Source organism: Bacillus sp. FSL K6-3176, assembly GCF_038003325.1.
GTDB classification, from domain to species: Bacteria; Bacillota; Bacilli; order Bacillales; family Bacillaceae; genus Bacillus; species Bacillus altitudinis.
Genome location: NZ_JBBOOX010000001.1, coordinates 52,347 through 66,533 on the forward strand (window position 1 = coordinate 52,347; position 14,187 = coordinate 66,533).

At 41.7% G+C, this 14,187-nt stretch carries 15 protein-coding genes; all 15 read left to right on the forward strand.

Translation table 11 applies throughout. The annotated features are described in order from the left end of the window. Positions 1-137 precede the first annotated feature (137 nt). The 15 genes from rnmV (at position 138) to mfd (ending at position 14,153) form a co-directional block, all read left to right on the forward strand. A complete protein-coding gene (gene rnmV / locus MHB38_RS00275) occupies positions 138-698 on the forward strand; it encodes a ribonuclease M5 (protein ID WP_008341876.1) in 561 nt (186 codons plus the stop codon). Then, positions 691-1,569 (forward strand): 16S rRNA (adenine(1518)-N(6)/adenine(1519)-N(6))-dimethyltransferase RsmA, encoded by an 879-nt coding sequence (rsmA, locus tag MHB38_RS00280; protein ID WP_008341873.1) that lies wholly within the window; start codon positions 691-693, stop codon positions 1,567-1,569. The genes rnmV and rsmA overlap by 8 nt, the downstream gene beginning before the upstream one ends. A 134-nt stretch (positions 1,570-1,703) precedes the next feature. Further along, entirely contained in the window at positions 1,704-2,588 is an 885-nt protein-coding gene (yabG, locus tag MHB38_RS00285; protein WP_007496216.1) for a sporulation peptidase YabG, read from the forward strand. Positions 2,589-2,801: 213 nt separating this feature from the next. Continuing rightward, positions 2,802-3,059, forward strand: a complete 258-nt coding sequence (veg, locus tag MHB38_RS00290) for a biofilm formation stimulator Veg (protein WP_003217979.1) — start codon at positions 2,802-2,804, stop codon at positions 3,057-3,059. Between the two features lie 161 nt (positions 3,060-3,220). Then, positions 3,221-3,406: a small, acid-soluble spore protein, alpha/beta type gene (locus tag MHB38_RS00295; RefSeq protein ID WP_017366434.1), complete on the forward strand. Its 186-nt coding sequence runs from the start codon at positions 3,221-3,223 to the stop codon at positions 3,404-3,406. A 147-nt stretch (positions 3,407-3,553) separates the two neighbouring features. Continuing rightward, positions 3,554-4,423: a 4-(cytidine 5'-diphospho)-2-C-methyl-D-erythritol kinase gene (gene ispE, locus MHB38_RS00300; RefSeq protein WP_017366435.1), complete on the forward strand. Its 870-nt coding sequence runs from the start codon at positions 3,554-3,556 to the stop codon at positions 4,421-4,423. A gap of 55 nt (positions 4,424-4,478) precedes the next feature. Beyond that, positions 4,479-5,312, forward strand: a complete 834-nt coding sequence (gene purR / locus MHB38_RS00305) for a pur operon repressor (RefSeq protein ID WP_007496210.1) — start codon at positions 4,479-4,481, stop codon at positions 5,310-5,312. A 38-nt stretch (positions 5,313-5,350) separates the two neighbouring features. After that, complete coding sequence (ridA, locus tag MHB38_RS00310; protein ID WP_008341860.1) at positions 5,351-5,728, forward strand: 2-iminobutanoate/2-iminopropanoate deaminase; 378 nt, start codon at positions 5,351-5,353, stop codon at positions 5,726-5,728. A gap of 224 nt (positions 5,729-5,952) precedes the next feature. Then, complete coding sequence (spoVG, locus tag MHB38_RS00315; protein ID WP_008357439.1) at positions 5,953-6,249, forward strand: septation regulator SpoVG; 297 nt, start codon at positions 5,953-5,955, stop codon at positions 6,247-6,249. A gap of 198 nt (positions 6,250-6,447) precedes the next feature. Beyond that, entirely contained in the window at positions 6,448-7,818 is a 1,371-nt protein-coding gene (gene glmU / locus MHB38_RS00320; RefSeq protein WP_041091578.1) for a bifunctional UDP-N-acetylglucosamine diphosphorylase/glucosamine-1-phosphate N-acetyltransferase GlmU, read from the forward strand. Positions 7,819-7,840: 22 nt separating this feature from the next. After that, positions 7,841-8,794, forward strand: coding sequence for a ribose-phosphate diphosphokinase (locus MHB38_RS00325; protein ID WP_003217907.1), 954 nt, complete (start codon positions 7,841-7,843; stop codon positions 8,792-8,794). Between the two features lie 138 nt (positions 8,795-8,932). After that, complete coding sequence (locus tag MHB38_RS00330; RefSeq protein ID WP_008341853.1) at positions 8,933-9,559, forward strand: 50S ribosomal protein L25/general stress protein Ctc; 627 nt, start codon at positions 8,933-8,935, stop codon at positions 9,557-9,559. Positions 9,560-9,699: 140 nt separating this feature from the next. Next, positions 9,700-10,266, forward strand: a complete 567-nt coding sequence (pth, locus tag MHB38_RS00335; RefSeq protein WP_008341851.1) for an aminoacyl-tRNA hydrolase — start codon at positions 9,700-9,702, stop codon at positions 10,264-10,266. A 55-nt stretch (positions 10,267-10,321) separates the two neighbouring features. Then, complete coding sequence (locus MHB38_RS00340; RefSeq protein ID WP_003217967.1) at positions 10,322-10,552, forward strand: anti-sigma-F factor Fin family protein; 231 nt, start codon at positions 10,322-10,324, stop codon at positions 10,550-10,552. A 67-nt stretch (positions 10,553-10,619) separates the two neighbouring features. Then, a complete protein-coding gene (gene mfd, locus MHB38_RS00345; RefSeq protein ID WP_008341846.1) occupies positions 10,620-14,153 on the forward strand; it encodes a transcription-repair coupling factor in 3,534 nt (1,177 codons plus the stop codon). The last annotated feature ends 34 nt before the right edge of the window (positions 14,154-14,187 follow it).

The window sequence follows — 14,187 nt, forward strand, 5'->3', positions numbered from 1 at the left end:
CAGAGGGCTTTGCGCACCCTCTGTTTTTTTGGTTATAATAGAAGCACTGTTTTCTAATTAATTAGACGCAAAAGCAGCATGGAAGGTTTCATTTTTTGACAAAAAAATGTAGATTGTTTTTGCAAGCGGAGGAATACATGAAAATCAAAGAAATCATTGTGGTGGAGGGTCGTGACGACACTGCTAGAGTAAAGATGGCAGTTGATGCAGATACGATTGAAACGAATGGATCTGCCATTGGCGATACAGTCATTCAACAAGTGCGTCTTGCTCAGGAGACGAGGGGGGTTATCATTTTAACTGATCCTGATTTCCCTGGGGAAAAGATCCGTAAAACCATCGCAGAGGCTGTCCCTGGCTGTAAGCACGCCTTTTTACCAAAACACCTTGCGAAAGCGAAGCGGGACAAAGGAATTGGTGTTGAGCATGCTTCCTTGGATAGTATTCGAGAATGCCTTGCTCATGTCCATGAGGAAATGGAAGAATCAGAAAGCGAGATTACGTTAGACGATTTATTTGACGCAGGCCTTATCGGAGGCGAAGCATCAAAACGCCGCCGCGAACGATTAGGTGTGCTTTTAAATATAGGATATACAAATGCGAAGCAGCTGCAAAAGCGTCTTCACATGTTCCAAATAACGAAAGAGGATTTTATTGCGGCCTTAAAGACCGTCATGCAGGAGGAAGCCGATGAATAAAGATATTGCGACGCCCATCAGAACGAAGGAAATACTGAAGAAGTACGGTTTCTCTTTTAAAAAGAGCTTAGGTCAAAACTTTTTAATTGATACGAATATTTTAGATCGCATTGTCGATCATGCAGAGATTACGGATGAGACAGGTGTGATTGAAATTGGCCCTGGTATCGGTGCGTTGACTGAACAGCTCGCCAAACGGGCAAAGAAAGTCACGGCTTTTGAAATCGACCAGCGCCTATTGCCGATTTTAAACGATACGCTTTCTCCATATGATAATGTCACCATTATTCATCAAGACGTATTGAAGGCAGATGTAAGAAAGGTGATTGAAGAACAGTTTGCTGACTGTAAAGAAGTAATGGTCGTAGCAAACCTTCCTTACTATGTGACGACACCAATTATTATGAAATTGCTTGAAGAAAACCTTCCATTGAAAGGAATCGTTGTCATGCTGCAAAAAGAAGTAGCAGATCGCATGGCTGCTGTTCCTTCATCAAAAGAATACAACTCTTTGTCGATTGCAGTGCAATTTTATACAGAAGCGAAGACGGTCATGGTTGTGCCGAAAACGGTTTTCGTCCCACAACCAAATGTGGATTCAGCGGTAATCAAACTAACTGTTCGTGAAACGCCTGCGGTCTCAGTAGACAATGATACGTTTTTCTTTCAACTGATTCGTGCGAGTTTTGGCCAGCGCCGGAAGACATTGATGAATAACTTGATGAACAATCTGCCAGATGGCAAGAAACATAAAGCCATCATTGAAGAAGCCCTTGTAACAGCTGAGGTTGATGGGAAACGCCGTGGTGAATCATTATCAATCGATGAATTTGCCCGTTTGTCCAATGTTTTACACAAAGCCCTTTCATAAGGGCTTTTTTCTTTTGGTTTTCACCACTTCACCTGTTCAGGCATAGGCTAGAAAGAACAACACACCTGAAAGAAGAACAAGTGTAGCGTAAGACGATACCAACAGGATAAGAGCCTGATTGTGGAGTGAAAAGCATGCAATTTCAAATAGGAGATATGGTGACGAGGGCATCCTATCAGATGGATATTATGTTTCGTATCATTCGAATTGATGAGACAGACCAGCACGAAGCCACCGCCATTTTGCATGGGAATGAAGTGAGGCTGATCGCCGATGCGAAGATGTCAGATTTGGTCTTGATTCAAAAAGAGGAGCAACTGACAAGAGAGAAAGACGATGAACGGAAAATTAACGAATCGCTCGACTTACTCAGGCAAGATTATCAGCTGCTTCGTGAAAAACAAGAGTATTATACGTCTGGACAATATCAGCATCAGGAGCAGTATTTTCATATGCCCGGAAAGGTTCTGCATTTAGATGGAGATGCTTCATACTTAAAGAAATGCTTAGATGTATATGAAAGAATTGGTGTACCTGTGTATGGTGTGCATTGCCACGAGAAGAAAATGCCAAGCATGATTGATTCATTAATTGATCAATACCGGCCTGATATTTTGGTCATCACAGGACATGATGCGTATTCTAAACAAAAGGGCGGTGTACACGATATCGGTGCATATCGTCATTCTCGTCATTTCGTTGAAACGGTTCAAAAGGCAAGAAGGAAGGTTCCGCATTTAGATCAGCTCGTGATCTTTGCAGGTGCCTGCCAATCTCATTTTGAATCATTAATTCAAGCAGGTGCTAATTTTGCAAGCTCACCCTCACGTGTCAACATTCATGCACTTGACCCCGTCTATATTGTTGCCAAGATCAGCTTCACTCCATTTGTAGATCGAATCAACGTGTGGGATGTGCTCCGAAATACACTGACGAGAGAAAAAGGTCTCGGAGGGATTGAAACAAGGGGTGTTTTAAGGGTAGGTATGCCATATAAAAGAGACCATGAATCGACATAACCCGACTGATTTCAGTCTGGTTTTTTTTATGCTCAAAAAGAAATTTCATATGAATACATAATTCACCGGAATTTGAGAAAAATAGGGAGGAGAAAAGGTAGAAGTTTGTCAAAATTATTTTGTTGACAATGGCTCGTGTTGGTTGATATAATTTAATTTTTATTTGACAAAAATGGGCCGTTGTTGTATAATTATCTCAGTGAGGTGGATGCAATGGCGAAGACTTTGTCCGACATCAAAAGATCGCTTGATGGTAACTTAGGTAAACGTTTGACGTTAAAGGCTAACGGAGGCCGCCGAAAAACAATTGAGCGTTCGGGCATTTTAGCTGAAACGTACCCTTCTGTTTTTGTGATTCAATTAGATCAAGATGAGAATTCGTTTGAAAGAGTTTCTTACAGTTATGCAGATATACTGACTGAGACGGTCGAATTAACGTTCGATGATACCGCTAGCTCAGTCGCCTATTAATGGGCAGTGAACTTTTTGTTTACTGCTTTTTGTTTTGCCTTTTTTCTGTATGGGAGGCTGTCCATTATTTGAAAGGGGTAAAAGGCAGGAATCGATGCAAAATAAGAAAGCCACAAATGAGTGGCGATGATTCGAATTCTCGACCAAAGGGGCTGTTTCGTTTGGGTAGACGCCGAGGCATTATGTCAGATGAGTTCAAATACGAGCTGGCGAAGGATCTTGGATTTTATGATACCGTCAAAAATGGAGGCTGGGGAGAGATTCGTGCGCGTGACGCAGGAAATATGGTCAAACGTGCCATTGAATTAGCTCAACAGCACATGGCTCAAGAAGAGAATCAACGATAAAGAAATGATCAGGGATACCTCGGGTGTCTCTGGTCTTTTTTGCTTGAAAAAGTGAGTGTGCTGGGGGCAAAAGCCAATATTCATCAGATCCATCAAATGTGATACAATATTGATACTTATGTTTAGATGGAGAAGTAGGTGAAATGTTTGCGTATTTTAGAAAAAGCACCGGCAAAAATTAATCTCTCACTTGATGTTCATGGAAAAAGACCGGATGGATATCACGAAGTGGAGATGGTGATGACAACAATAGATCTTGCAGATCGACTAGAGCTGACGGAGCTGGACAAAGACGAAATCCGTGTATCATCTCATAATCGTTTTGTGCCAGATGATCAACGGAATTTGGCTTATCAGGCAGCTAAATTATTAAAAACAAGATTCGGTATTCAAAAAGGCGTATCGATTGTCATCACAAAAGCAATTCCCGTCGCAGCAGGTTTAGCTGGAGGCAGCAGTGATGCCGCAGCAACGCTTCGCGGCTTAAACCGTTTGTGGAAGTTAAATCTCACGTTAGATGAACTAGCTGAGCTTGGAGCGGAGATCGGCTCAGATGTCTCTTTTTGTGTACACGGAGGGACAGCGCTAGCGACAGGACGTGGAGAGAAACTAAAGCATATTGCGACACCGCCGCATTGCTGGGTGATTTTAGCGAAGCCGGTGATTGGGGTATCTACAGCTGAGGTCTACAGACAATATGACGCAAGCAAAGTAGAACACCCAAATGTACAGCGTATGATTGAAGCAATTGAAGCGAAAGATTATAAAGAGATGTGCGGCTCACTCGGTAACGTGTTGGAATCTGTGACATTAAAGATGTATCCGGAAGTCGATATGATTAAGAGACAGATGAAGCGTTTCGGAGCAGATGCTGTATTAATGAGCGGCAGCGGGCCAACTGTATTTGGCTTGATTCAATATGAATCGAAGGTACAAAGAATATATAACGGACTGAGAGGATTTTGTGATCAGGTTTACGCTGTCCGCATGATCGGCGAACAAAATACCCTTGATTAAATCCGTATATTAAGTTATATTATTCATAAATTATTCGGGTTCTGGGGGTAAGTTCATGAAGTTTCGTCGAAGCGGCAGATTGGTGGACTTAACAAATTATTTGTTAACCCACCCGCACGTACTAGTACCTTTAACTTTTTTTGCAGAGCGATATCAATCTGCGAAGTCCTCTATTAGTGAAGACTTAACGATTATCAAACAGACCTTCGAACAGCAGGGAATAGGGACTTTACTTACTGTACCTGGCGCTGCTGGCGGAGTGAAATATATTCCAAAGATTCATCTAAAAGAAGCAGACGAAGTCGTCAACGATATCGGAGAGGCATTATCAACTCCTGAACGTGTGCTTCCTGGCGGTTATTTATATTTAACTGATGTTTTAGGCAATCCATCGATTCTTGCGAAAATCGGTAAGCTTTTTGCGACCATTTTTTCGGATCGACCGATTGATGTTGTCATGACTGTTGCGACGAAAGGTATTCCGATTGCCTATTCTGTTGCAGGTTATTTAAATGTGCCTGTTGTGATCGTTAGAAAAGATAATAAGGTAACTGAAGGATCAACTGTGAGTATTAATTATGCATCAGGTTCTTCTAACCGAATTCAAACCATGTCACTTGCAAAGCGGAGCTTAGATAAAGGATCCAATGTGTTGATTATTGATGACTTTATGAAAGCAGGCGGAACCATTAATGGCATGATGAATCTTCTAGAGGAATTTAATGCAAATGTTGCAGGGATCGGTGTTTTATTAGAAGATGAAGGCGTAGATGAACGTCTTGTCGATGAATATGTATCACTTTTAAAGCTTTCAACCATTGATATGAAGCAGAAAATCATTGAGATTAATGAAGGCAATTTCCACGAGTTTTTTCATTCGAAAGCTTAAGCTTTGATCAAACATGTATTTGAATGGGAGAGATTGATATGACAAAAGTTGTTCAAACCAAAAACGCGCCAGCAGCCATTGGACCTTACTCTCAAGGGATTATCGTCAATAACATGTTTTACAGCTCAGGGCAGATTCCGTTAACGCCAGCTGGAGATTTTGTGAATGGAGATATTAAAGAACAAACACATCAAGTGTTTCATAATCTTAAAGCCGTCCTTGAAGCAGCGGGTGCTTCCTTTGAAACAGTCGTGAAAGCAACGGTTTTCATTAAAGATATGGAACAATTCGCTGAAGTGAATGAAGTGTATGGTGAATACTTCCATACACATAAGCCAGCTCGTTCATGTGTAGAAGTAGCCAGACTTCCAAAAGATGCACTTGTAGAAATTGAAGTTGTGGCATTAGTGAAATAAACAGGCCATCTCTTTGGAGACCGTTTGGTTTCATTATATGTATGAAAAGGCATCGTCATGATGTCTTTTTTCACGCAACCGATGTAAGCGTCGTCATTAAAATGACAAAAAATGTATAAATATCCCGATATTTCAAAAAAAGTTTAAAAAAAGAGCAGGAGAATCACCACAATCGTTGAATACCTAATTAATGCTTTTATATTGGGAAAAGGTGGTGAACTACTGTGGAAGTTACTGACGTAAGATTACGCCGCGTGAATACCGATGGTCGCATGAGGGCGATTGCATCCATCACGCTGGACCACGAATTTGTTGTTCATGATATTCGTGTGATTGATGGAAACAATGGCTTGTTTGTTGCAATGCCTAGCAAACGTACGCCTGATGGAGAGTTTCGCGACATTGCACATCCAATTAATTCAAGCACTCGGGGTAAAATCCAAGATGCTGTTTTAAATGAGTATCATCGCTTAGGCGAAGAGGAAGAGACAATTGAATATGAAGAAGCTGGAGCTTCTTAAAGATATGTGAACCTAAAAAGACAGCTTTAAGAGAAAATGAATGTTTTCTTTTAAATGCTGTCTTTTTTGCGTTTTTTCTCTTGTTCCTTATGTCTCCCGTTCATTAGAAAATTAATGCACTTCCTCTTGTATCCTTGAAATCAGTCCTTATTTAGGATATATTTTTCTATGGATAATAGGGATATTGGAGGCCAATCAATGGATAAGCGGTTCGCAGTGATTTTAGCAGCGGGAAAAGGAACAAGAATGAAGTCAAAGTTATACAAAGTACTTCATCCAGTTTGCGGAAAGCCAATGGTCGAGCATGTGGCAGATCAAGCGTTAAAGCTATCTTTAGCCAAGCTTGTGACGATTGTCGGTCATGGAGCAGAGGACGTCAAGAAGCAGCTTGGGGACAGAAGTGAATATGCACTTCAAGAAGAACAGCTGGGAACAGCACATGCCGTCAAACAAGCCAAATCGTTCCTCGCGCAGGAAAAGGGAACAACCATTGTCATTTGTGGAGATACACCATTATTGACAGCGGAAACAATGGAAGCCATGTTAAGCGAGCATCAAAAACAACAAGCGAAAGTGACGATTTTGACAGCACACGCGGATGATCCAACAGGTTATGGACGTATTATTCGTGATGAAACAGGTGCTGTAGTAAAAATCGTCGAGCATAAAGATGCAAATGATGCTGAACGTCAAGTAAATGAAATTAATACTGGAACCTATTGCTTTTCAAATGAAGATCTCTTCCGTGTGATTGAGCAAGTGTCAAATGAAAATGCACAAGGTGAATACTATTTGCCAGATGTCATTGAAATTCTAAAGAATGAAGGACAGACGGTTGCAGCGTATCAAACACCGCATTTTGAAGAAACACTTGGAGTCAATGATCGTATCGCTCTATCACAAGCAGAGCAATTCATGAAGCGACGTATTAATCATCAGCATATGAAGAATGGTGTAACCTTGATTGATCCTGAGAACACGTATATCTCGCCAGATGCAGTCATCGGTGAAGATACAATGATTTATCCTGGGACGGTCATCAAAGGGAATGTAAAGATTGGTGCAGATGCCACAATCGGTCCGAACACTGAAATTGTTGATAGCGTAATTGGAGATCGGACAGTCATTAAGCAGTCTGTTGTCTGCGATAGTGAAGTTGGGGTAGATGTGACAATTGGACCGTTTGCTCATATTCGCCCGTTGTCGAAAATTGGCGATGAAGTGAAGATCGGGAATTTTGTCGAAATCAAGAAAACAGTTTTCGGTGACCGAAGCAAAGCGTCGCATCTAAGTTATATTGGAGATGCAGAGGTCGGAACGGATGTAAACCTTGGTTGTGGATCCATTACAGTTAATTATGATGGGAAGAATAAATTCTTAACGAAGATTGAAGATGGCGCATTTATTGGCTGCAATTCAAATCTCGTTGCACCAGTCACTGTCGGAAAAGGGGCATATGTTGCAGCCGGTTCAACGGTTACAGAAGATGTACCGCAGGATGCATTGTCTATTGCTAGAGCAAGACAAGTCAATAAAGAAGATTATGTGAAAAATATTCATAAAAAATAATCCAAATACCCGGAGGTTTACCATGTCTAATCGTTATGCTGATGCGAATTTAAAGATATTCTCTTTGAATTCAAACCCTGAACTTGCCAAAGAAATTGCCGATCGTATCGGAGTTGATGTAGGAAAGAGCTCTGTTAAACGTTTTAGTGACGGTGAAGTCCAAATCAATATTGAAGAAAGTATCCGCGGCTGTGATTGTTATGTTATTCAATCTACTAGTGCGCCAGTCAATGAGCACATTATGGAGCTACTCATTATGGTAGATGCACTAAAACGCGCTTCTGCGAAAACGGTCAATATTGTCATCCCTTATTACGGATATGCACGTCAAGATCGTAAGGCGAAACCTCGTGAGCCAATCACAGCGAAGCTTTTTGCGAACTTACTTGAAACAGCAGGTGCTACACGTGTCATTGCACTTGATCTTCATGCGCCGCAAATCCAAGGTTTCTTTGATATTCCAATCGATAACTTAATGGCTGTGCCAATTTTAACAAACTATTTCGAACAGAAAAACTTGAATGATATCGTTGTTGTGTCTCCTGACCACGGTGGTGTTACGCGTGCGCGCAAAATGGCGGACCGCCTGAAAGCACCAATCGCCATTATCGACAAACGTCGTCCGAAGCCGAACGTGGCTGAAGTGATGAACATCATTGGGAACATTGAAGGCAAAACGGCGATTCTCATCGATGATATCATTGATACAGCTGGTACGATTACACTTGCTGCAAATGCACTTGTGGAAAATGGAGCGGCTGAAGTCTATGCTTGTTGTACTCACCCAGTATTGTCTGGACCAGCAGTAGAACGTATTACAAACTCTAAAATTAAAGAATTAGTTGTGACAAACAGTATTCACTTAACAGATGACAAGAAAGTTGGAAAATTCATTCCGCTTTCAGTTGGGCCTTTGCTTGCAGAAGCCATCATTCGTGTACATGAAGAAGAATCTGTGAGCTACCTTTTCAGCTAATTTTCTGATTGAAAAAGGCCCTAGGCATCAGCTTGGGGTCTTTTTGCTGTGATAAATGAAAGCCAAACATGTTTAAAATGATTCAGTTATGGGTATTTATGAAAGTAGTGACAAAAAAGAAATAGGATGGTGCTGAATATGGCAACTTTAAAAGCAAATAAAAGAACTGATTTCAAACGTTCCACACTGCAAAAAATCCGTCATTCAGGACACGTTCCTGGTGTCATATACGGAAAAAATACAGACAATCTGGCTGTTTCATTAGACAGCATTGATTTATTAAAGACATTACGTGATGAAGGAAAAAATACAATCATCACATTAGACGTTGGCGGTGAAACAAAATCTGTGATGGTGACAGAACTGCAAACAGATCCGTTGAAAAATGAGCTTGTCCACGCTGATTTCCAAGTGGTCGACTTACAGCGAGAAATTGACGCAGATGTACCTGTACAACTCATTGGCGAATCCAAAGGGGTAAAGGATGGCGGTGTGCTTCAGCAGCCACTATTTGAGCTATCCATTACAGCGAAACCAAAGGATATCCCGCAAAATATTGAAGCTGATATTACAAACTTAGAAGTAAATGACGTACTAACAGTTGGTGATCTGTCTGTTCAGTCTACGTATCAAATTAATAATGATCCAGAAGAAGTTGTTGCTTCGATCTTACCGCCTCAGCAATCAGAGGTTCCAGAGCCAGATAGTGAAGAGGAAACGCAAGAGCCTGAGGCCATTAAAGAAAAAGATGATAGCGAAGAATAACTGGTCAATTAGAGACGTAACCCTCCCGCGGTTACGTCTTTTGTGCTAGAATGAAAAGAATTCATATGTTTTGCATGAGGCAATCACATTGGCTCATTTTTTAGGCGTGTGCATGTGCGACAAAGGAGGTTATTGGTTTCATGATTGCGTTCGTTGGATTGGGTAATCCAGGAAAAGAATATGAAAAAACAAGACATAACGTCGGGTTTATGACAATAGATGAACTATCAAAAAAATGGGACATCCCATTAAATCAATCAAAATTCCATGGACAATATGGAACTGGGTTTGTTTCGGGGCAAAAGGTTCTACTTGTGAAGCCTCTTACATATATGAACTTATCAGGGGAATGTGTGCGTCCGCTGATGGATTACTATGAAATTCCCCTTGAACATTTGAAGGTCATCTATGATGATCTTGATTTGCCAACGGGCCGGATTCGTTTGCGTACAAAAGGAAGTGCAGGCGGACATAACGGAATCAAATCGTTGATTCAGCATTTAGGTTCACCTGAGTTTGACCGATTCCGTATCGGTATTGGCCGTCCACAAAACGGCATGAAGGTCGTCGATTACGTACTAGGACGCTTCTCAGAGGAAGAACAGCCTGATATCTCATCTGCTATTCAAGCATCCGTTGAAGCTTGTGAAGCGGCTTTAACAAAGCCTTTTTTAGAAGTGATGAATGATTTTAACAAGAAGGTATAAGAATGATAAGCAAAGCACATACTGATCATAAAATCTCAGCATGGGAGGATCACGTATGGCTTTGCACTATTACTGCCGGCACTGTGGTGTAAAGGTTGGCAGTCTAGATGAATCCGCTGTCCAAAGTGAAGCACTTGGATTTCATCACTTAACAAATGAGGAAAGAAACGATATGATTTCTTATAGGGAAAATGGTGATTTACATGTACAAACCATTTGTGAGGATTGCCAAGAGGCGCTCGAAAGAAATCCTGATTACCATCAGTATCATACCTTTATTCAATAAAAAGCTTTGGTGTAGATAATAGACCAAAGCGTTTTTCTGTTTTAAACAAGCAGGGAGGAGGAGCCAAATGAAAAATATACAATCATTTATCAAACAAAGTGATGATTTTCAGTCCATTTTCAATGGGCTAAAGGAAGGTTTAAAAGAACAACTGCTCGCCGGACTATCAGGCTCCGTCAGATCTTTATTTACAGCCGCCATATCAGACGAATTAAAGCGGCCGATGTTTATTGTGACACACAACTTATATCAAGCGCAGAAGGTCACAGATGATCTAGCAAGTGTGATGCCAGATCGCTCGGTCCTTCTTTATCCTGTCAATGAACTCATTGCATCTGAAATTGCTGTGGCAAGCCCTGAGCTTAGAGCGCAGCGTCTTGATGTATTGAATCGTCTCGCGAATGGAGAAAATCCGATTGTCGTGACCCCAGCAGCTGCAGTGCGTAGAATGCTTCCTCCTGTTGAGCTCTGGAAGGAGAGTCAGATCCATTTAAAGGTTGGTGAAGAAATTGATTTGGAGGCGTTTTCAAAACAACTCGTGCAAATCGGTTATGACCGGACGTCCATGGTCGCTGCGCCCGGAGACTTTAGTGTGCGCGGAGGAATCATTGACATTTATGCGTTAACGGAAGACCACCCGATCCGTATTGAGCTGTTTGATACAGAAGTGGATTCTATTCGGTCCTTCCACTCTGACACGCAGCGTTCATTGGAAACACTTCAAGAAATCAAGATTGGCCCGGCGAAAGAGCTGATTGTAAGAGGGCCTGAACGAGTGAGAGCGATTGAACAGCTTGACGAAGGTCTTGCCAGCAGCTTAAAGAAATTCAACTCGGATAAACAAAAAGAACTGCTCCATCAGAATATTTCTGCTGATCGTGAGAAGCTGCTAGAAGGTATTGTGACACAAGAAATGACGAAGTATCTGTCCTATTTCTATGAAAAGCCTGCTAGTTTGCTAGATTATACATCGCAGGATACGATTATCATTCTAGATGAAATCAGCAGAATTCAGGAGATGGAAGAACAGCTTGAACAGGAAGAAGCAGATTGGACAATTAGTCTGCTGGAAGAAGGGAATATCCTGCATGATCTAGCCCTTTCCTTCCCATTTCAAGAGCTGTTCAATCAGCAATCGAGATCGATTCTGTACTATTCCTTATTTTTGAGACATGTTCAGCAGACCAATCCGCAAAATATCGTCAATGTATCTAGTAAGCAAATGCAGAATTTCCACGGGCAGATGAATGTGCTTGCAAGTGAAATTGAACGCTACAAAAAGCAGAATTATACGGTTGTCTTTTTAGGTGCGGATGAAGAGCGGACAGAGAAGTTGTCATCTGTCTTGCATGATTATGACATTGAAGCAGCTCTTGCTAAACCTGATGCTGAGCTTGTCAGCGGGCAAGTATATATTTTACAAGGTGAGCTTCAAACCGGTTTTGAACTACCTTTATCCAAAATTGCTGTCATTACAGAGGGTGAACTTTTCAAGAAACGTGTGAAGAAGCAGGCACGTAAGCAAAAGCTGACAAACGCAGAGCGAATCAAAAGCTATTCAGAGCTGCAGGTGGGCGATTATGTGGTGCACATTAACCACGGGATCGGTAAGTATTTAGGAATTGAAACGCTTGAAATTGGCGGCATTCATAAAGATTATTTAAATATTCATTATCAAGGAAGCGATAAGCTTTATGTCCCTGTTGAACAAATTGATCAGGTGCAGAAGTATGTAGGGTCAGAAGGAAAAGAACCAAAGCTATACAAACTAGGCGGTAGCGACTGGAAGCGCGTGAAGAAAAAAGTAGAATCATCTGTGCAGGACATTGCAGATGATCTGATTAAGCTGTACGCAGAACGTGAAGCAAGCAAAGGGTATGCCTTCTCGCCTGACCATGAGATGCAGCGCCAGTTTGAATCTGCATTCCCTTACCAAGAAACAGATGATCAAATTCGCTCGATTCATGAAATCAAGCAAGACATGGAGCGGGAGCGCCCGATGGATCGTCTGCTTTGTGGAGATGTGGGCTATGGAAAAACAGAGGTGGCGATTCGAGCGGCCTTCAAAGCCATTGCTGACGGGAAACAGGTGGCACTGCTTGTACCAACAACGATCTTAGCGCAGCAGCATTTTGACACGATTATGGACAGATTCCAAGACTATCCTGTTAAAATCGCTCAGCTTAGCCGCTTCCGTACACGAAAAGAAACAACAGAAACCTTAAAAGGGCTGAAAAACGGAACCATTGATATGGTCATTGGGACGCATCGTCTTCTTTCAAAAGACATTGTGTACAAGGATTTAGGACTGTTAATTATCGATGAAGAGCAGCGCTTTGGTGTGACGCATAAAGAGAAAATTAAGCAAATGAAAGCCAATATTGATGTGCTGACGTTAACGGCAACGCCAATTCCTCGTACGCTTCATATGTCGATGCTTGGCGTACGTGACTTATCTGTTATTGAAACGCCACCTGAGAACCGTTTCCCAGTTCAAACCTATGTTGTCGAGTACAATGGTGCGTTAGTTAGAGAAGCTATTGAGCGAGAATTGGCAAGAGGCGGTCAAGTGTACTTCCTTTATAACCGAGTGGAGGATATTGAACGAAAAGCAGATGAAATCTCGATGCTTGTTCCAGACGCAAAAGTAAGCTACGCACACGGGAAAATGAGTGAGAACGAGCTGGAATCCGTGATGATTAATTTCCTAGAAGGTGAATCGGATGTACTCGTCAGTACAACCATTATCGAAACGGGCGTAGACATACCAAATGTGAACACGCTCATTGTTCATGATGCTGATAAAATGGGGCTTTCGCAGCTGTACCAGTTAAGAGGACGAGTTGGGCGCTCGAATCGTGTGGCCTATGCTTATTTCACTTATCGAAAAGATAAAGTGCTTTCTGAAGTAGCTGAGAAAAGACTTCAAGCCATTAAAGAATTCACTGAGCTTGGGTCAGGCTTTAAAATTGCGATGCGTGATTTAACAATTCGAGGAGCAGGGAACTTACTTGGTGCACAGCAGCATGGATTTATTGATTCTGTTGGATTCGACCTTTACTCTCAAATGCTGAAAGAAGCCATTGAAGAAAGAAGAGGCGATACGACTGCTCAAGAAAAATTTGAGCCGGAAATTGATCTCCAAATTGATGCCTACATTCCAGATAGCTATATTTCTGATGGCAAACAAAAGATCGAGATGTATAAACAGTTTAGAGCGATTGGATCAATAGAAGAGCGGAAAGAGCTTCAAGATGAAATGATTGACCGATTCGGAGAATATCCGCAAGAAGTGGCTGATTTGTTCACGATTGCGACGATGAAGGTGTACGCTGTGCAGGAACGTGTCGAGTTGATCAAGATGGAGAAAGGCATTGTTAGACTCACTCTCGATGAAAAAGCAAGCAGCGACATCGATGGTCAAAAATTATTTGAGCTTGGCAGTCAATATGGACGTGATATCGGTCTTGGCATGGAAGGCAGCAAGCTGATTATTTCTGTCCAAACAAAAGGCAAGAAAACGGAGGAGTGGCTTGAAGTCATTCTTCGTATGCTTCGAGGTCTTCAAGATGTGAAAAAAGAAACCATTCCATCTTCATAAAATTTTGTTGGTCTCTCGTGTATATTACGTTTGA